This window comes from Embleya sp. NPDC005575 (assembly GCF_040605455.1).
In the GTDB taxonomy this organism is placed as follows: Bacteria; Actinomycetota; Actinomycetes; order Streptomycetales; family Streptomycetaceae; genus Embleya.
Genome location: NZ_JBEXCV010000070.1, coordinates 24,020 through 42,184, shown reverse-complemented (window position 1 = coordinate 42,184; position 18,165 = coordinate 24,020). Strand labels below are relative to the sequence as shown.

Annotated in this window: 17 protein-coding genes and 1 tRNA gene; 7 read left to right on the top strand and 11 right to left on the bottom strand. The window is 71.8% G+C overall.

Translation table 11 applies throughout. From position 1 onward, the window contains the following. Window positions 1–191: 191 nt before the first annotated feature. From ABZS54_RS23265 to ABZS54_RS23255, 3 genes are all read right to left on the bottom strand, one after another. Window positions 192–1,811, bottom strand: a complete 1,620-nt coding sequence (locus tag ABZS54_RS23265) for a GTPase (RefSeq protein ID WP_355539204.1) — start codon at window positions 1,809–1,811, stop codon at window positions 192–194. 574 nt (window positions 1,812–2,385) lie between these two features. After that, window positions 2,386–3,765, bottom strand: a complete 1,380-nt coding sequence (locus ABZS54_RS23260) for a GTPase domain-containing protein (protein ID WP_355539201.1) — start codon at window positions 3,763–3,765, stop codon at window positions 2,386–2,388. Between the two features lie 56 nt (window positions 3,766–3,821). After that, on the bottom strand, window positions 3,822–4,874 hold the full coding sequence (locus tag ABZS54_RS23255; RefSeq protein ID WP_355539198.1) for a Gfo/Idh/MocA family oxidoreductase: 1,053 nt from the start codon (window positions 4,872–4,874) through the stop codon (window positions 3,822–3,824). Window positions 4,875–5,035: 161 nt separating this feature from the next. On the opposite strand from ABZS54_RS23255, the gene ABZS54_RS23250 reads away from it, so the two are divergent. After that, window positions 5,036–5,108: transfer RNA gene (locus ABZS54_RS23250), tRNA-Arg, on the top strand. A 353-nt stretch (window positions 5,109–5,461) separates the two neighbouring features. On the opposite strand, the gene ABZS54_RS23245 is transcribed toward ABZS54_RS23250, so the two are convergent. Next, window positions 5,462–5,821: a hypothetical protein gene (locus ABZS54_RS23245; RefSeq protein ID WP_355539195.1), complete on the bottom strand. Its 360-nt coding sequence runs from the start codon at window positions 5,819–5,821 to the stop codon at window positions 5,462–5,464. A gap of 247 nt (window positions 5,822–6,068) precedes the next feature. Continuing rightward, window positions 6,069–6,872 (bottom strand): DeoR/GlpR family DNA-binding transcription regulator, encoded by an 804-nt coding sequence (locus tag ABZS54_RS23240; protein WP_355539192.1) that lies wholly within the window; start codon window positions 6,870–6,872, stop codon window positions 6,069–6,071. A gap of 147 nt (window positions 6,873–7,019) precedes the next feature. Between ABZS54_RS23240 and galT the strand changes: the two genes are divergently transcribed. Genes galT through galK form a run of 3 tightly spaced genes read left to right on the top strand, consistent with a single transcriptional unit; the run spans window position 7,020 to window position 10,209 of the window. Continuing rightward, complete coding sequence (galT, locus tag ABZS54_RS23235; RefSeq protein WP_355539189.1) at window positions 7,020–8,132, top strand: galactose-1-phosphate uridylyltransferase; 1,113 nt, start codon at window positions 7,020–7,022, stop codon at window positions 8,130–8,132. Window positions 8,133–8,137: 5 nt separating this feature from the next. Then, window positions 8,138–9,103 (top strand): UDP-glucose 4-epimerase GalE, encoded by a 966-nt coding sequence (gene galE, locus ABZS54_RS23230; RefSeq protein WP_355539213.1) that lies wholly within the window; start codon window positions 8,138–8,140, stop codon window positions 9,101–9,103. Then, the gene (gene galK, locus ABZS54_RS23225) at window positions 9,097–10,209 is read left to right on the top strand and encodes a galactokinase (protein ID WP_355539186.1); all 1,113 of its coding nucleotides are present in this window, start codon (window positions 9,097–9,099) and stop codon (window positions 10,207–10,209) included. The genes galE and galK overlap by 7 nt, the downstream gene beginning before the upstream one ends. 277 nt (window positions 10,210–10,486) lie before the next feature. On the opposite strand, the gene ABZS54_RS23220 is transcribed toward galK, so the two are convergent. After that, entirely contained in the window at window positions 10,487–10,807 is a 321-nt protein-coding gene (locus ABZS54_RS23220) for a hypothetical protein (protein WP_355539183.1), read from the bottom strand. Window positions 10,808–10,929: 122 nt separating this feature from the next. Here ABZS54_RS23220 and ABZS54_RS23215 point away from each other — a divergent pair, with 122 nt between their 5' ends. Next, a complete protein-coding gene (locus tag ABZS54_RS23215) occupies window positions 10,930–11,943 on the top strand; it encodes a helix-turn-helix transcriptional regulator (RefSeq protein ID WP_355539210.1) in 1,014 nt (337 codons plus the stop codon). Between the two features lie 91 nt (window positions 11,944–12,034). On the opposite strand, the gene ABZS54_RS23210 is transcribed toward ABZS54_RS23215, so the two are convergent. Then, entirely contained in the window at window positions 12,035–12,226 is a 192-nt protein-coding gene (locus ABZS54_RS23210; protein WP_355539180.1) for a hypothetical protein, read from the bottom strand. Between the two features lie 351 nt (window positions 12,227–12,577). Here ABZS54_RS23210 and ABZS54_RS23205 point away from each other — a divergent pair, with 351 nt between their 5' ends. Continuing rightward, entirely contained in the window at window positions 12,578–13,543 is a 966-nt protein-coding gene (locus ABZS54_RS23205) for a pirin family protein (protein ID WP_355539177.1), read from the top strand. A gap of 86 nt (window positions 13,544–13,629) precedes the next feature. Here ABZS54_RS23205 and ABZS54_RS23200 read toward each other — a convergent pair whose 3' ends face one another. Continuing rightward, window positions 13,630–13,830, bottom strand: a complete 201-nt coding sequence (locus tag ABZS54_RS23200; RefSeq protein ID WP_355539174.1) for a hypothetical protein — start codon at window positions 13,828–13,830, stop codon at window positions 13,630–13,632. Window positions 13,831–13,846: 16 nt separating this feature from the next. Continuing rightward, entirely contained in the window at window positions 13,847–14,584 is a 738-nt protein-coding gene (locus ABZS54_RS23195) for a Mut7-C RNAse domain-containing protein (RefSeq protein ID WP_355539171.1), read from the bottom strand. A 205-nt stretch (window positions 14,585–14,789) separates the two neighbouring features. On the opposite strand from ABZS54_RS23195, the gene rpmG reads away from it, so the two are divergent. After that, window positions 14,790–14,954: a 50S ribosomal protein L33 gene (gene rpmG, locus ABZS54_RS23190; protein ID WP_355539168.1), complete on the top strand. Its 165-nt coding sequence runs from the start codon at window positions 14,790–14,792 to the stop codon at window positions 14,952–14,954. Window positions 14,955–15,172: 218 nt separating this feature from the next. Here the strand turns inward: rpmG and ABZS54_RS23185 are convergent, their stop codons facing one another. Further along, on the bottom strand, window positions 15,173–16,078 hold the full coding sequence (locus ABZS54_RS23185; RefSeq protein WP_355539165.1) for a hypothetical protein: 906 nt from the start codon (window positions 16,076–16,078) through the stop codon (window positions 15,173–15,175). Beyond that, window positions 16,075–18,165: a hypothetical protein gene (locus ABZS54_RS23180; RefSeq protein ID WP_355539162.1), complete on the bottom strand. Its 2,091-nt coding sequence runs from the start codon at window positions 18,163–18,165 to the stop codon at window positions 16,075–16,077. Before ABZS54_RS23180 ends, ABZS54_RS23185 begins: the two co-directional genes overlap by 4 nt.

Genomic DNA, 18,165 nt, shown 5'->3' with positions numbered 1-18,165 from the left:
GCTCCCACGCCCGGCCAAGGCCCCGGCGGCCTGTGGACACCGCGCCCCCGGTCCTACAGCGCGCTTGGCCCGCGTGCGTGGCACCCAGGCCGCCCGTCACTCACGTGAGTGACGGGCGGCCTGGGTGCCTCCTCGCCCACGTAAGCGGCAACCCCGGCTGCACCCACCCTTGCCCCCTCGCCCCTGCCCCCTCACCCCTGCCGCATCGGCTCCCGAGCCGCCACGAAATACGCGTGCGCCTCCCGATATCGCGCCAACTCCGCCGCCGCCGGCCCCACCACCAGCCGATCCGCCGCCTCCGCCACCCGTGACCGCAGCGCCGCCGCCACCTCCACCGTCCGCCGCTCCACGGCCGCCTCCGCCGCCCGCCGCCCGAACCACACCCCCACCGTCACCACGACCAGCCCCACCGCCGCCACCCACCACGGCCCCGGCACCCCGAACCAGCGCACCACCGGCACCCCCGTCCAGGCCAACCCGGCACCGATCAACCCGGCCGCCGCCGCGATCACCCCGACCCACTGCGCGCCCACCGCCACCCGCGCCCCGAGCGTCGGCGAAGCGGCCTCCGGCACGGCCCCCGCCGGCGCCACGTCCAACTCGTCCGGCAACCCGCGCAGTCCCTCGGCCAGCGCCCGATGCACCCCGCCCACCCACGGCGCCGGCAACCCCCGCGTCAGTCGCGTGCCCGCCTGCCGGATCGCCTGCTCGGCCCGATGCACCTGCACCGGGCCGGGCCGCACCGCAGGCCGCCGTACCCGACGCCCCGACAGCGGCCCCCGCGGAGTCCGCAGCCCCTCTCCGGCGGACGTCGCGACGACTGCCACCCCGGCCGCCTCGCACAAACCGTCCACCAGTGCGCCCCGGTCCTCGGCGGTGAACGCGTCCACCCCCGGCACCACGCCGCTGAAATAGGGGTCCAGGCGTTCGGTCAACGTGTCCAGATCCGCGGCCAGCCGGGTCACCGCCGCCTCGCCGGAGCCGGCCGCGGCCACCACCACCCGGCGCAGTTCGGCGATCCCGAGCCCGGTCTCCGACGACGTCGCCAACACCCTTACCTCGGCGAGCCCGTCCGCCGCCAGCAGCGCCCGCACATCGGTCAGGCATGCCGCGAGGTCCCCGGCCGGCAACCGGTCCGCGTGGTTGAGCACGACCGTCATGCTGTGGCCGTGATGCCGCAACGGCCGCAGATAGCGGTCGTGCACGATCGCATCCGCGTACTTCTGCGGATCGAGCACCCACACGATGTGATCCGCGACCGCCACCACCGCGTCCACCTCCGCCCGGTGCGCGAGGTCGAGCGAATCGTGGTCCGGCAGATCGAGCAGGACCAGACCCGAGGGCATCCCGCCGCCCCGGCGCGCGTCCAGCGATCCGTGCCGGGCCACCCGGCGCACCGGTTCGATGCCGAGCAGGTCCAGCAACGGCGCCGCGCCCTCAAGGTCCCAGGCGCACGCCTGGGTGGTCCGGGTGGTCGGCCGGCGGGCGCCGGTATCCGCCAGCCACAGCCCGGTGAGCACGTTGAACAACGACGACTTGCCGCCGCCCGTGGCGCCCGCGAGCGCGACCACGGTGTGCCACGTGGCCGTCCCCAACCGGGTCTCGGCGTGGCCGAGCAGATCCTCGATCAAGGCGAGATCGGCGTCGGGCAGCCGATCCCGGGCCAGCGCCGCGGTCCGATCGAGCGCGGCCAACCGCGCCATCAGCCGCGCGGACTCCTCGGTCCCACTCGCGTGCCGGGCCCGGCGCACGGCGAACCGATCGACATACTGCCCACCGGCGGTCACCCGCTCGTCCGCAACGAGTCGCATCGAACACCGGAGCACGCGTCGACGCGCCTACCGAACCGCGCTTCGAAGCGGGACGAACACCGGGCATCGACCGGCGCGCCGAACCACGCTCCGACCCAGGATCGACACCCCGCACCGACCGGCATGCCACCCCGCGTACCGCACCCGCACCGCGCGCCATACCGAAGCCCGCCCCACGCACCGACCAGCGTGTCGCACCACTTATCGAACCGCGCCTCGCACCCCGCACCGACCGGCATGCCACACCGCGTACCGCACCGCCCACCACGCCCAAGACCGCCCCACGCACCGACCGACGTGCCGCACGACGTACCGAACCGCGCTACGCCCCGGAACCCACACCACACACCGACCGGCATGCCGCACGGCGTACCGCACCGCCCGCCACGCCCAAATCCGCCCCACCCATCGACTCGCGGGTCGCCCAACACCTCGCCCCACACGCCGCATCGAGCCTCACATCGCGCATCGAACCGCGCGCCGACCCGCCCCCGAGGCCGCACAGGCAGCCGCCCACCACCCACCCCGCGTCCCCTCACCCACCCGCCGCGCACCGCCCGCACCGCCCGCGCGCTCACGCGCTCCCCCGCACCACGCCGAGCGCCTCGATCAACCCCGCCTCGGCCCGCGCGGGCAGCGGAGTCATCGCCGCCACCCGGCGTTCCCGCTCGCCGTCGAGCGCCGCCGCGACGACGACGCACAGTCCCCGGTGGACGTCCAGAATCAGCCGCGCGGCCGGCTCGGATCCGATCCGGGTACCGAGCCGACCGGCCGCCTCACGCCCGATGCCGGGCGCCAATTCGATGCCGCCGACCGCCGCGATCAGCGCGAGCGGGTCCGCCGCGCCCGGCCAGCGGAGCGGCTGGGGTGCCGGCCTGCGCACTCCGCCCGGCGGCAGGCATCCCGCCGACCGGTCGGCGCCCCGCGCGAACGCATCCGCCACCAGCGCGTCCAGACTCTCCCGGACCGCCCGCGCGGCCCCCGCGTCGTCCCCGTCGTGCCAGAGTCCCGCCGCCGCGCCGCGCAGCAACGACCCGTCGTCGAGCGCCCGCAGCGCCCACCGCGAAGTCGCCGCGTAGGCCCGATCCACACACGCCCGCGCCCGATCGACCGCCTCGTACTGTCGCCCCGCCGCCTGTGCGAGCGGCGGCACCCGCCGATCCAGGCTGTGCAGCAGCCCGCCGACGGTACGCCGAACCACCGCGGCCCGCGCGTCGGGATCCGCGCCGCGCTCCGCGAGCCAGGTACGGACCGGCACCACATTGCGCTCGGGCAGCCCGGCCCCCGGCTCGGTCTCCACGATCGGATACAGCGGCACGTCGTGCAATCCCGCCTGCCGCAACAGCCGCACGTAGTCGGACCGGACCCCGTCGAGCAACTCCGCCGGCACCCGGTTCAACACGATCGCCAGACGCGTGTCGCGCTCGCGCGCGAGCCTGAGCAGATGCCACGGCGCGGCATCCGCGTAGCGCGACGCGGTGGTGACGAAGATCCACAGGTCGCCGGCGCCGAGCAGGCGCACCGCCATCCGCCGGTTGTCGGCGGAGACCGAGTCGATGTCCGGTACGTCGAGCAACGCCATCCCGGGCGGCACCCGCTCGTCCAACCGCAGCTCGAACCCGGCCTCCGCAGCGAACCAGTGCCGGTCCCCCGAGCGGCACACCAGGACCGGCACGCGCGTGGTCGGCCGCAGCGGCCCGGCCGGCGTGACCTCGCGCCCGACCAACGCGTTCACCAGGGTGGACCGGCCCGCGCCGGTGGATCCGCCGACCACCGCCAGCAGCGGCGCGCGCGGCACCGCGAGGCGGGGCAGCAGGTAGTCGCCGAGTTGGTCGATCAACTCGCGGCGGGCCAGCCGCGCCTGCGCGGCGCCGGGCAGGTCGATCGGGAAGCACGTCGCCACGACCTTGTCCCGCAGGTCGGCGAGGGCTGCGGACAAGGTGTCGCTTCCCATGATCACCACGGGCGGCCAGTGCCCGTATTGTCCGCATTCTCAACGCACCGCCGCTGTTACAGCGTGACGGTCACTCCGTCGGCGGAGGACCGCTGCGCCGCCTCGATCGTCTCCAGTACGGTCACGGCCTCGCCAAGCGACACCGGCGGCGCACCCTCCCCGCGTACCGCACGCGCGAACGCGGCGTAGTAGTCCTGATAGGCACCCGGCTCGGTCTCCACCGGCACGGTGTTGCCGGGCGTACCGAGCACCCCCCACGCCGCCGGCGGCTCGGTCCCCCACCCGGGCGTCCCGACGTCCGCCCCGGCGCGCAACAACTCCTCCTGCGGGTCCATCCCGAACTTCACGTACGACGCCTCGGACCCGAGCACCCGAAAGCGCGGTCCGAGATCGGCCGCCGTCGCACTCATCCACAGGTGTGACCGCACGCCATTCGCGTGGGTGAGCGCCACGAAGCTTTCGTCGTCCACGAGCGCCCCGGCTCGCCGGGTGTCCAACTCGGCGTACACATGGGTGGGTCGCCCGAACAGCGCCACCGCCTGGTCGATCAAGTGGGTCCCCAGGTCGTACAGGATTCCGCCCAGCGCCGCCGGATCGGCCTGCTCCTTCCACCCCGAGGTCCGCACCTGCGGGCGCCACCGCTCGAACCGCGACTCGAACCGGTACACCTCGCCGAGTCGCCCCTCCTCGACCAGACGCCGCACGGTCCGGAAGTCACCGTCGAACCGACGGTTCTGGTAGACCCCCAGCTCCCGGTGATGGCGGGTCGCCGTCAGACCCAACTCCCGACCCTCGGCGGCGGTCCCCGCGAACGGCTTGTCCACCACCACGTGCAGCCCGGCCGCCAACGCACGGGTCGCCAGCGGAACATGGAAGCGGTTCGGCACGGTGATCACGACGAGGTCGAAGTCACCCGCGCGAGCGAACATCTCGTCGGTCGTCCCGATCACCTCGGCCTGCGGATGCCGCTTGCGCACCTGCGCCCCGCGCTCCGGATTCCCGGTCACCACGGCAACCAGTTCCAGCCCGTCCACGGCCTCGATGACCGGTGCGTGGAAGGCCGAGCCCCCTACGCCGTAGCCGACAAGTACAGTCCTTATGGGACCCACTGCGCCTCCCTCTGTCCGTTTCGGCCCTTCTCTGATCACATTCTGGCCGCCAACTGCGTCTGATCAGGTAACGGTGACCGCCGGAACGCTGGTGAGGCATGCACACGGCCCTATTCTGTTGTGCCGCGACCGGATCCGGTGCAAGATCCTGATTCGCCCACGCCCTCGTAGCTCAGTGGACAGAGCAGGTGCCTTCTAAGCACTTGGTCGCAGGTTCGAGTCCTGCCGGGGGCACCGTCACGCCGCCGTCCGCCGTCCGCCGCCCGCACCCCCGGGCGGCGTCCGCGCAGGTCAGCGCAGGTGCGCACGCGCACACAGCCGGTCCTGCCGGCACGGTGTCCGGCGCCGGTCGAGCAGCCGATACCCGACCGTCACCGAGCTTGCGCGGGTGGTGACGAAGCGCGCTCCGCAGTCGGCCCGAGCCGGCGATACGGCCTCCTCACACCCTTTGCGCGGTGCGCTGTTCCGGCCGGAAACACCCGGGTCTCGCGGCACGAACAGTCGGGCTCGGCGGACGGCGCCCGGCCGGTCGTGGGGCAGGGGGGTCGGGTCGTGACGGCTGATGGAGTTCGGCGGCGTCGCGGCCCTCAGGCTGCCGGGCCGTTTTGGCTCAGGGCGAAGGCGGTGGCCTGGAGGGCGATGGCGGCGAGGACCAACGGGAGCGTGATCGTGGTGCGGCGTCCGCCCGGTCGGCGGGAGGGGCGCACCAGCGCGATCAGGGCTGTCACGAAGCTGATGGCGAACAGGCCGAAGACCCACGGGAGTCGGGTTTCGTACCAGTCGCGGCACGCCTGGTTGGCGCAGGATTCGGTGGCGCCACCGAAGCCGATCAGGACGAACAGGTCGGTCATCGCGACCACGACGAACGCGAAGAGGCCGACGACGAACGCCGCCGCACGGGCGAAGCCGTCGCCGTTGCTGCCCGGGGTGGGAGGCGTGTAGGTCATGCGGATCAAGCTAGGCGGCGGGTCCGACGCGGGCATCCGTACAAGTACTCACTTCCGGCATCCGACCACCGAAGCAGCGCCGCAGACACCGGGCACATCGGACACCGGACGTGCCGGGCGTATCGGCACGCCGGGCAGATCGGACACCGGCGCACCGGTAAACCGGGTGAACCAGGCACACCCGCGCACCCGCCCCACGCCATGCGCGCGCCACTCGGCGACCGACAGGGCGCCGCTACTGCGCGCGCTACCCGGCGACCAGGATCTCCAGCCCCGCGTCGCGCAGCGCGTCGAGCGTGTCCGAGTCGGCCGAACCGCTGGTGATCAGCAAATCGATGTCCGCCAGTGGGCACACCTCGGCGAGTTCGATCCGGCCCAGCTTCGAGCCGTCGGCGACCACGACCCGACGCCCGGCCGCCCGCAACATCGCGCGCTTGGCCTCGGCCTCGGGCAGGTTCACGTTGGTGATGCCACCCGTGGGATGCACGCCGTTGCAGCCGAGGAAGACCGTGTCGGCGTGGATCCGCTCCAGGATGTGGTCGCCGAGCGGATTGATCAGGGAGTGCTGCAACGGCCGCAGGGTGCCGCCGGTGACCACGACGGAGAACCGGGGGATGGCGCGCTCCAGCTCCAGTGCGATGGTCAGCCCGTTGGTGAACACCACAAGGTCGCGCAGGTCGTCGCGGTCCACCAGGGCTCGGGCCACGAACGTGGTGGTCGTGCCCACGTCCAGAACCACGCTCTCGGACGGCGACACCAGCGCCGCGGCGGCTTGCCCGATCAGCGTCTTCGCGGGCGACGCCGAGGTCAGCGCCTCCTCGAAGGACGGCTCGACCCGGGGATCGCGGCCGGTGAACATGGCGCCGCCGCGGACTCGGCGCAGCCGACCCTGACGCTCCAACACCTCCAGGTCGGCCCTCACCGTCACGCGCGAGATGCCGAACGCCTCGGCCAGGTCGGTGACCTTGGCGAAGCCTCGATCCGCGATCGTCGCGGCCATCCGGGCGCGGCGGCCCTCGGCGGGCAGACCGTCGGTGTCGTCGTCAGGCATGGGCAGCATCTTGCGGACACCTTCCGAAACTTGTCAAACCGCAGGTGAGGCCGGGTGGGCGGCGACGCGAGGGGTGGCAATGACAAGCCTTTCGCCCGCCAGAGCTTTCTCATTGACAAGTTTTGGAAAGCTTCGCAAAATTGAAGTATGAAGAAGACGCAGGCCGTCATGGCCGACGGTCGCGAGATCGTCTACTACGACACGCGGGACGACGCGGTCCGCACCGCCGTCGACACGCGTGATCTCGCCCCCGTGGTCAGCGGCTCCGAAATGCGCTACGACCGACTGCTCGACGAATGGGTCGTGGTCGCCTCGCACCGGCAGACCCGGACCCACCTGCCCGCGGCCGACGCGTGCCCGCTGTGCCCGTCCACGCCGGAGCGGGCCACCGAGGTCGCCGAGGCCGACTACGAGGTCGTCGTCTTCGAGAACCGCTTCCCGTCGATGTCCGGCCCGTCCACGTCCGGCCCCGCCGATGCGCCGGCCGGGCAGCCCGAACCCGGTTGGGACCTCGACCCGTTCCCACGCCGGCCGTCCGGCGGACGGTGCGAGGTGGTGTGCTTCACCCCCGAGCACGACGCGTCCTTCAAGGACCTCACCCCCGACCGCGCGCGCCTGGTGCTGGACGCGTGGACCGACCGCACCGCCGAGTTGTCCGCGCTGCCCGGCGTAGAGCAGGTGTACTGCTTCGAGAACCGCGGCCGGGAGATCGGCGTCACGCTGCCGCACTCGCACGGGCAGATCTACGCCTACCCGTTCGTCACCCCGCGCACGGCCACGATGATCGCGAGCACGGCCGCGCACCGGCACCGCACCGGCCGCAACCTGTTCGAGGACGTGCTCGCCGCCGAGCGGGCCGACGGGTCGCGGATCGTGGCCGAGGGCGAGCACTGGACCGCGTTCGTGCCTGCCGCCGCGCGTTGGCCGTACGAGGTGCACCTGTACCCGAACCACCGGGTGCCGGACCTGCTCGCGCTGGAGGAGGCCGCGCGCGCCGAGTTCGGCCCGATGTACCTGGATCTGCTCGACCGCTTCGACCGCCTCTTCGACGGCGAGCCCGCGCCGTACATCGCCGCCTGGCAGCAGGCGCCGGTCCGCTCGGGCCGGGTCGACTTCGCGCTCCACCTGGAACTTTTCTCGATTCGGCGGGCGCCGGGCAAGCTGAAGTACCTTGCCGGAAGCGAATCCGGGATGGGTGTGTTCATCAGCGACGTACCGCCGGAGACCGCGGCGGCACGACTGCGGGAGGTCGGCGAATGAGGCTCATGGTCACCGGCGGCGCGGGCTACGTGGGCAGCGTGGTCGCCGCCCACCTGGTCGCGGCCGGACACGACGTGGTGGTGCTCGACGACCTGTCCACCGGGCATCGCGACGCGGTCCCGGACAAGGCGGGGTTCATCGAGGGCCGGGTCCAGGATGCCGCCCGGCACCTGGACGCGTCGTTCGACGCGGTCCTGCACTTCGCCGCCTCCTCCCTGGTCGGCGAGTCCGTCACCGACCCGGCCAAGTACTGGCACAACAACGTCGGCGGCTCGCTCGCGCTGCTGGACGCGTTGCGTACGCACGGCGTCACCCGCTTCGTGTTCTCCTCCACCGCGGCCGTCTACGGCGCCCCCGAGGTCTCGCCGATCACCGAGGACGCGCCGTGCGCGCCGACGAACCCGTACGGCGCCTCGAAGCTGACGGTCGATCATCTGATCACCTCGTACTGCGCCGCGTACGGCCTGCGGGCGGTGAGCCTGCGCTACTTCAACGTCGCGGGCGCGTACGGCCGGTACGGCGAGCGGCACGCGACCGAGACCCACCTGATCCCGCTGGCCCTCCAGGTGCCCAACGGCACCCGCGGCTCGGTGGCGCTGTACGGCACCGACTACCCGACGCCCGACGGCACGTGCGTGCGCGACTACATCCACGTCGCCGACCTGGCCGACGCGCACCTGCTCGCGCTCGCCGCGACCGGCGAGGACGGCGCCGCGACCGGGCACCTGATCTGCAACCTCGGCAACGGGACCGGCTTCTCGGTCCGCGACGTGGTGGACGCGGTCCGGACGGTCACCGGCTGCGCCGTGCCCGCGCACGAGGCGCCGCGCCGGGCGGGCGATCCGCCGGTGCTGGTGGCCGCTGCAGACCGGGCGCGCGACGTGCTCGGGTGGCGTCCCACCCGGACGTCGCTGGAGAACATCGTGGCGGACGCGTGGTCCTTCCTGCGGGACGGCGAGGCGGGGTGGTGAGCGAGTTCCACGCCGAGGGGGTCTGGGCGGCGCCGGGCCGGGTCAACGTGATCGGTGAACACACCGACTACAACAACGGCTTCGTGCTGCCGATCGCGATCCCGCACACCGCGCGCGCCGCCGTCGGGCGGCGTACGGACGGCCGACTGCGTCTGGCGTCCGGTCACGCCGGGAGCGAATCGGTCGACCTGGCGATCGCCGACCTGGCGCCCGGCGCGCTGACCGGGTGGGCCGCGTATCCGGCCGGTGTGTTGTGGGCGCTGCGCGCGGCGGGGCACGAGGTCGGCGGAGCCGACATCAGGATCGACAGCGACGTGCCGGTGGGAGCGGGGCTGTCCTCGTCGGCGGCACTGTCCTGCGCGGTCGCCCTGGCACTCGACGACCTGTACGAACTGGGCCTGGATCGCCGAGAGTTGGCCCGGGTCGCGCAGCGCGTCGAGACCGACTTCGTGGGCGTCCCGGTCGGCATGCTGGACCAGATGGCCTCGCTCGGCTGCGTCGCGGGCCACGCCTTCTTCCTCGACTGCCGCGACCTGACCGGCAGTCACGTCCCATTCGATTGCGCGAGCGCGGGATTGCGGCTGCTGGTGATCGACACCCGAGCCCAACACGCGCTCGTGGACGGCGGGTACGCGGAGCGCCGGGCCTCCTGCGAGGAGGCGGCGCGACTGCTCGAAGTGCCGTCGCTGCGCGAGGTGGCCGACCCGGACGCGGCCCTCGCGGCGCTGCCGGACGGGCCGTTGCGCCGTCGGGTGCGGCACGTCCTCACCGAGAATGCGCGGGTACTGCGCGTGGTGAAGGCCCTGGAGGTCGGCGATATCCGGGCGATCGGGCCCGAGTTGACCGCGTCGCACGTGTCGATGCGCGACGACTACACGATCTCCTGCGCCGAACTGGACACCGCCGTGGACACCGCGCTGGCCACGGGCGCGCTGGGCGCCCGGCTGGTCGGCGGCGGCTTCGGCGGTTCGGCCATCGCGCTGGTCGACGCGGACCGGTGCGCGGCGGTCGAAGAGGCGGTCGAGAAGGCCTTCGCGGTCCGCGGATTCACCGCGCCGCGCTTCTTCCAGGCGGTGCCGTCGGCGGGAGCGCGCCGGGAATCCTGAGCGCCATCGGCACGCTTCACCCTCGGGCGGCCGGGCGGCCGGTGTGGTCGCCCGGCCGCCCGCGTCGTCGGCGGGCCGACTTGGACGCGGCTAACGCCTGCCGAGCCCCCTGGGAATTCGAAATCGGGAGATCCGCAACGAATGCGGATGCTCCCGTCGCGTTCTTTCACGGCCGGTCGTGGTTATCCGTGCGTGGCGTTCGACGCGGCGCGGGCAAGGGTATTCGAACCGCTCCCACGATGGCCGAAAAACCACCGAAGGGCCGAGAATCACCGGCCTAGCGACACGTGTTCGGCGGGCTGTCGAAAAGAAAAGGAAGCAACGGCACCCGGCAATGCACCACCCGATGTCCGGCCAGTCGCGCATCGGCGGCCAGGGCCCGGCGACACAGCGCGAGTGCGGCCGACTCGGCGCGGGCCAGGCTGTCGGATCGCAGGAACAGGCCGATGGTCAGGTGCAGGTCGTCGACGTGTACGACGACGTGCTCCAATCCGGTGCCGGCGGCGTGGGCCCCGATGAGCCGGCGCAATAGGGCCGGATCCATATTCTTCGGCGGCAGGCCGCGGGAATTGAGGACGCCGGCGTGGACGAGATACATGGACCATTCCTCGTGGACGATCCTCAATGGCCGAGAACAGCACACCGCTTGGTTTGCGTCAGCGGGTATGGTCTATCCCGGCACTGGGGGAAGGTCTCGTTGGACGCGTGGGTGGGGGACTGATGCTCGACCAACTCGGGATGGACGAAAAGACCGAATCGGTTTATCGGGTCATGCTTGTCGATACGGACTTCGGTATCGCAGAAATTGCAATGAAGACCGGCATGACGGATATGGCGGTGCGGGCCGCACTGGATCGGCTGAGCGAACTCGCCCTGGTGCGGCCGTCCTATGAATGTGCGGGACGACTGATCGCGGTCAGCCCCGAGCTGGGCATGGAGGCCCTGCTCGCCCGGCAGCAGGAGGAGCTCGCGGCGCTTCAGCACCACGTGGAGCGATCCAGGGCAGCGGCTGCCCGACTGATCGCCGATTGCGCGGATCTTCGACCCAGCCCCGTGGATTCCGACGTCGAACGGTTGGTCGGACTGGATCGGATCCGGGAACGGTTGGCCCAGCTGACCCGCGACGTGCAGACCGAGGTGATGACGTTTGCGCCCGGCGGCGCCCAGACGGCGGAGAACCTGGATGCGTCCAAGCCGCTGGATCGGGAGTTGCTCGGACGCGGGATCCGGATGCGCTCGTTGTATCTGGATGCGGTTCGCAATAGCCAGCCGTCCGTGGACTACGCCGATTGGCTTGCCGAACTCGGGGGTGAGGTAAGGACGTTGCCGTCGTTGCCGGTGCGGATGATCGTGATCGACCGGAAGCTCGCGGTGATGCCCACCGACGGGGAGAACAGCGGCGAGGGTGCGGTGGTGTTGAACGGCCACGGTACGGTCACCGCCCTGTGCGCGCTGTTCGACACGTTGTGGTCGAACGCGGCGCCGTTGGGCGCGGTCCAGGTGAAGGATCATCGCGGCCTGACCGCGCAGGAAGCGGAGATACTTCGGCTGCTGGGTCAGGGACTGACCGACGAGGCGATCGCGAAGCGGCTGGGCGTATCGGCCCGTACCGCCCGGCGGTTCGCCGCCGACCTGATGAACCTGCTCGGTGCGCGCAGTCGATTCGAGGCGGGCGCGCGCGCGATCCAGCGCGGCTGGCTGACCCTGGAACCACTGGCCTCGATGGGTCGGTGACTCGGGAGTCGGTGAGTGGGTCGTGAGTCGGTGGGTCGTGAGTCGGTGACCGAGGCGGCCGACGCTTGACGCGTCGTCGACCGCCGGGCCGCTACTGCCAGCCCATGTTGAAGGGCGAGATCGAAGCGGTCGGGGCAGTGGTGCCGGTGGTGGAGGTGGGCTGGGACGCACCGTTGCCGTCGGCGTGGGCCGGACCGGCCAGGGCGACGATCGCGAACGCCGCCGAGGCGACGAGTCCGAGGATGGCGACCGCGGCGCTCCTCGTGGGGGTGGGTTGCGGCATGAACAGCTCCTGAAGGCGTGGAAACGAGCGTGGACTTCGGAGCCGGAAGACATCCCGCGGTGACATCTCCCGGCCGGCCGGCGCTGCTGCGTTCCGGCTCTGAGATGAGCATGTCCGCTGGTCAGAGGGGGTTCCAGGGGCAACGGCGGGCCGGAACCGGCCCTGTCCTAAACCGGCCTGGCCGCTTTTGACCCGGCGAGGCCGGAAGCGGCCAGGGTCGGGTGCGGGCGAGACCGGGTCGGCGCCGGTCGGCAGGTCGACCGGCGCGGGGCCGGACACACAGGACCGGACACACAGAACCCGATACGCAGCGCCGAATACACCCTCCCCGCTCCGCGTACCGTTGGCACCATGAGCAATCTCGATACCCGACCGACCCTGACCACGTGCGGCGGGCGCGCCGATGTGCCCGGCGAACCCGTCCACGAGTTGTTGAAGGCGCGCGACGTACAGCTGGGCGAGAGCACGATGGTCCGCCGGCTGTTGCCGAGCCTGGGTCGACGAATGATCGGCGCATGGTGCTTCGTGGACCACTACGGGCCGGACGACATCGCGGACGAGCCCGGCATGCAGGTACCGCCGCATCCGCACCTGGGTCTCCAGACCGTGAGTTGGCTGCGTGAGGGCAGCGTGCTGCACCGGGACAGCCTGGGCAGCCTCGCCACCGTGCGGCCCGGCGAGCTGGGTCTGATGACCTCGGGTCGGGCCATCTCGCACTCCGAGGAGTCGCCGCGCGAGCACGCCCGGTTGTTGCACGGCGCCCAGTTGTGGGTCGCGCTGCCGGACGCGCATCGGCACGTCGACCCGCACTTCGAGCACCACGCCGAGTTGCCGGTGGTCACCGGCGGCGGCCTGACCGCGACCGTGATCATGGGCACGCTGGACGGGTCCACCTCGCCGGGCACCACCTACAGCCCACTCGTCGGCGCGGACCTGACCCTGGCGTCGGGCGCGGATGTCCGGCCGCCGCTGGAGCCGGACTTCGAGTACGCGGTGTTGTCGATGTCGGGCGAGGCCGAAGTGGACGGCGTGCCGCTCACCCCCGGCGGGCTGCTGTATCTGGGCTGCGGGCGGACGTCGCTGTCGATCCGGTCGGCGAACGGGGCGGACCTGATGCTGCTCGGCGGCGAGCCGTTCGCCGAGGAGATCGTGATGTGGTGGAACTTCGTGGCGCGCACGGGCGAGGAGGTCACGGCCGCGCGCACGGCGTGGGCGGACGGGGCCGACTTCGGCACGGTCACCGGCTACGACGGGCCTCGGATGGACGCGCCGGCATTGCCGTCCGTACCGCTGCGGGCCCGGGGCCGGGTTCGCTGAGTCGAGGTCGAGGTCGAGGTCGGCGTCGCCTTCGTTCGGAACCGTCGGGGCCGAACCCGACCCCGGCCCGCTACTCCCCGCCCGGGTCAGCCCGTCCGCGTCGCGAAGACCCCCGCCGTCCGGCCGCGGCCCCGCGTACAGCGCCCGGCCGGGGACGCGAAGTAGCCCATCCGTCCCGTCTTCAGCCCGATCGCGACGAATTCCGGGTCGCCTTCGGGCGCGAAGTAGACCAGCGAATGCAGCGGATTCAGAACGTTGTGGCAGCGCCTGCCGGTGCGAGCGTCCATGCCCCGGCCGTAACCATCAGCGGATGCTCGCGGCAGTGCGTTGTGCCGCCTCGACGATCTCGTCCAGGTGGCCGCCGTGCGCGCCGTGCCAGTACACCCGGTCGCACGCGCGGCATCGGGCGAACGAGTCCACCTTGTGCAACGTGCCCGCCTCGATCTCGGACTCGACCTCCTCGCGCGTCGCCGCCCGCAGCTCGCCGTTACACGCGGTACAGCGCGTCCAGGGCGCGAGCGGCAGCACGAACCGGCGGAGCAGGTCGTCGAGTTGGCCGTCCGCGCGGATCCCGTAGACGTATGCGCCGAACCACAGGTTCTTGCGCCGGAGCAGGCCGCGGTCCTGGGTGAGCAGCACGCGGCGTTCGGCGTTGGCCTGGATCACCAGGGTCGGGTCGTCGCAGTCGTTGTGGTAGGCCGTGTCGATCCCGACCAGGCGCATCCGGCGGGCCAGCGCGCCCAAGTGCACGTCGAGCAGAAAACGCGGCGGCGTGTCGGCGTACTCCGGGATGGCCTGCGGACGCCGGATCGGCAGCACGTCCACCACTTCGCCGCCGACCGGTCGGTGTCCCGGTCCGACCTCCAAGCCGTTGACCAGCAGTGCGCCGACCTCGGGCAGCGGGGGTCCGGCCGATTCCACCAGGTGCCCGATCGTCGAATCGCCGTCGGCGGGGATACTCACCGGCAGCCCGCGCAGCCTCGGCGGCAGGAACTGTTGCAACTCGGCGGGGATCTGAAGCAGCACATCCGATCGATTCACCCGGTCAGCATCCCACTGCGGACCCGCCCCGCGCCCGGAGTTTCCGAGCCCGCCGGTGGCCTGCGGCATCGGCCGCCGCCGATCGCTCTCCACGAACGACACGAACGCCACGAAGAATCGGCCGGGCAAGAGCCGTGGAATAACCGGTCACCCAAACGCCTTGAAGCAGCCATCGGGACAGACTTCGAAACTCCGGGAGGCGTGCATGGCTCGCAACGAGCTTCGTCCGATCGTGAAGCTTCGGTCCACGGCCGGGACCGGTTTCACCTACGTGACCAGAAAGAACCGGCGCAACGATCCGGAGCGAATGACGCTGCGCAAGTACGACCCGGCCGCCGGAAAGCACGTGCTCTTCCGCGAGGAACGATAAACCGAGCGGCGAGAACGGCAAATCGAGCGGCGGACGGGTGGCAGGACGGCATCCGGCGTGAAAACCGACGGACGTAAAAAACGGCTGACGCAATAAGCGACGGACATGAAAGTGACGGACGTGGAAGCCACGGACGCGCAAAGCGACGAAGCACCGCCGCCCGAACCGCAGGGGCCGCGCACCGAAAAGGTGCGCGGCTCCTGGTCGTGCCCGGTTCGCTACCCGCGCGGTCCCGGTTCGCCCATCCGGCCCGGGCCGCCTTCGACCAGGTCGTCCCACAGGCCCAGGGTGCGCAGCACCTCCGCCCCGCGCGGCCCGGACGCGGCGAGACCGGCGACGATCGACTTTCGCAGTTGGTTTCGCTCGAAATCGTCGGCACTGCCGAGCAGCGCGAGCAGTTCCGTACTCAACGTGAGATCCGCGCTCGCGGCCGAGCCGTGGCGGTCCAGGTGATCCACCACCGCCTTGATCTGATCGGGAAATCGGGTCAACCAGTATGCGACGAGCGCCTCCGGACCCTCCCGAATGAGCGCCCGGTGAAACTCCAACCGCACTCGGGCGAGCCGTTGTTGCTCCTTTTCCAGTGGCACCGCCCAGCGCGCCTCATCCAGCGCCGCGCGGACACTGTCCGGAATGCCCTCGGCACTCAGGAATGCGCCCACCGGACGATAGCTGAGCCCGTATTCCGCCAGCGCGGTCGGGTGGGCCAGCGCGGCGTCGAGTTCGTCCTGGAGTCGGCCCTCGTCGGCGTCGTGCACCACGGCCGTCGCCTTGCGGATCCGATTCTCCACGTCGCGACAGAGGAAGGAGACGGCGTCCACAGGGCGACGCAGCGCGACCGTCCTGGCGTCGTGCACCCACCAGTGCAGTTGTACCCGCACGCGAAAGGCGCGCTCCCCGTCCGGTCCGGCGCGCAGTTCGAAATCGCGGATGTCGGCGAATTCGCGCGCCGCCACCCACCACACCTCGGGAGCCCCACGCACCTCCGCGAACGTCGGCACCGGGTCGGCGCTCGTCGGGACCACCAGCACGTGATCGGCGTACAGCCCGAGGCGATGGCGGAGCCAGGTCAGGCTGCGCGAGCCGGTGGCGGGCCGGACCAGGAAAGTACGGTCGTCGGTCATGCGTTTGCTCCCCCGTTCGTTCGAACCGGCGGCTCCTCGAACGCGTTGATGGCGGGCTCGAGCACCGCGATGTCGATCACGTCGCCGTTGGGCAGGCCCTCGTAGGCCAGCCGGGTCAGGTCGTACGCGAGGCGTTCCAGGCCGTAGCCGCGTCCGGGGAGAAACAGCAGCGCGAAGGTCTCCCGCAGAGCCGCGGCGCGCTCCCGGTCACCACGGACGCTGCCGAGCAGCGTGGTGAACATCCGAGCCACCACGGCGTACCCGTCCCGATCCCCGACCGCGAGCCGGATCACGGCGAGGAAGCGCTCGCCCGTCAGCAGTTCGCCACCGGCGTCCTCGCCGACCAGCGCGGCCGCGACCTCGGCCGCGGCCGCCGCCTCCTCCCAGTCCTCCACCCGCTCCAGCACCGACTCCGCGCGCATGCCGTCCCGGCACAGTGCCGCGATGCCCTCCCGGGCCGCCGTCGCCACCGGACGATCCCCGGTCCGGGCGAGGCGGAGCAGGTCGGTCAACGTGCGACCGGGATACACCGACGCCAGGCCCGGGTACGCCCGAGCCGCCATCAGCCGCAGCCCCGAGCGGGTGGTGTCCCGACTCCAACTCGCCAGCAGATGCCGCACCTGGGTGGCCACGACCGCGTCCTGCGCCGCAGCCTTCAACGCCGGCACCACCATCGCCCGCTTGGTGTCGTCCTCCCGGGCCCAGCGCAGCACCGGCGCCAACGGCCGGTGCCCGCGACCGGTGGCGATGAAGTCGCCGGCGGCCCGGGCCGCGACCCGGTAGACGTCCAGCGGGTACCTCGGGGTCGCGGCCAACCAGTCCACGAGCGGATCACGCAGGTCCGGATACACGTCCCAAACGTGTGCCCGCACCGACGCCGCCCAGCGCGGCCGGTTGAAGCCGACCACGTCGAGCCGGTAGCGGGCACCGCCTCGGGTCGCGTCGGCGGCGACCGCGGTCGCGTTGATCAACTCCAGCCGGGCCGCTCGCGCCCGGGGTGGCCAACCGTCGGCCGGCTCTCCGTCCGCGATCGGCAGATGCTCGGCCAACGTCTCGCGCAGCGCCGCCGCCCGCTCGGTGACGATGCCGTAATCCTGTCCCTCGAAGACCGCCGCCGCGATCATCAGCGCCCAGTCCGCTCGCCCGGAATTGGCCCGCAGCCAGCCGTCCACGGCGGCGTGATCGCGATCGCGCAGCGCGTTCAGCACCTCGGTCCTGGTGAACCTGCCGTCGGCCAGGTCGGCCAGGTCGCCGGCGATGGTCGCGGCCCGGTCCGGCCGGCCGCCGTCGGCACGCACCAGTTCGGCGATGTCCTCGTCCACCAGGTCCAGATGCCGGCGCTCCCAGTCCCGACCCAGGTGGTAGGCGAGGTGGCTGTGCAACACCTGGAGTGGGTCGGGCCGTTCGCACGGCACGTGCCAGGGCGCCCAGAGCGCGAGCACCGGCGCGGTGGCGACCGCCGTCACGACCAGCACGCTCTCGCGCTCGACCAGGCGTCGGCGCAACATCTCCAGGTCGTTGCGGGCGTAGCCGGCCAGCAGATCCGCGGCGGCGGAGTCGATCACATACCCCCGGCCGCGCTGGATCCGGCGGGTCATCAGGTCCTCTTCGGGGTCGAGCGCGACCACCTTCTCGACGTACTGATCCTGCATCAGATGTAGGGCCAGCGTGCGTTTTCCCGACTCCGCCTCGCCGGTCAGCAGGATCAGATGCCGCGCCATCATGCTGCGCGCCCGCAGGTATCCCTTGGGCGGCACGAACGTACGGCAGACGAGATCGCTCTCCTCCTTCCAGATCGGGCCCTCCCGCGCCTGCCGCGGCCGGCCCGCGGTGCCGGAACCATTCGCGGCGCTCATGTCCCCGAACATCCGCGAACCGAAGACGTGGTTCCCCGTCGTGCCGTTGAAGTTGACGATCACCGTCGTGGCCGCGTCCAGCAACGCGAACTCCGCTTCCGGCCAGGCCTCGTCAACCTGTTCCGGGTCGAGCGACCGCCCGGCCCCCGGGACTTCGTCGGCGTCCTCGCGCGCCGGGCGGGCGTCGGCCGAGGCGACCGGGTCGAGCGGCCGCTCGTCGGAGACGGTCAT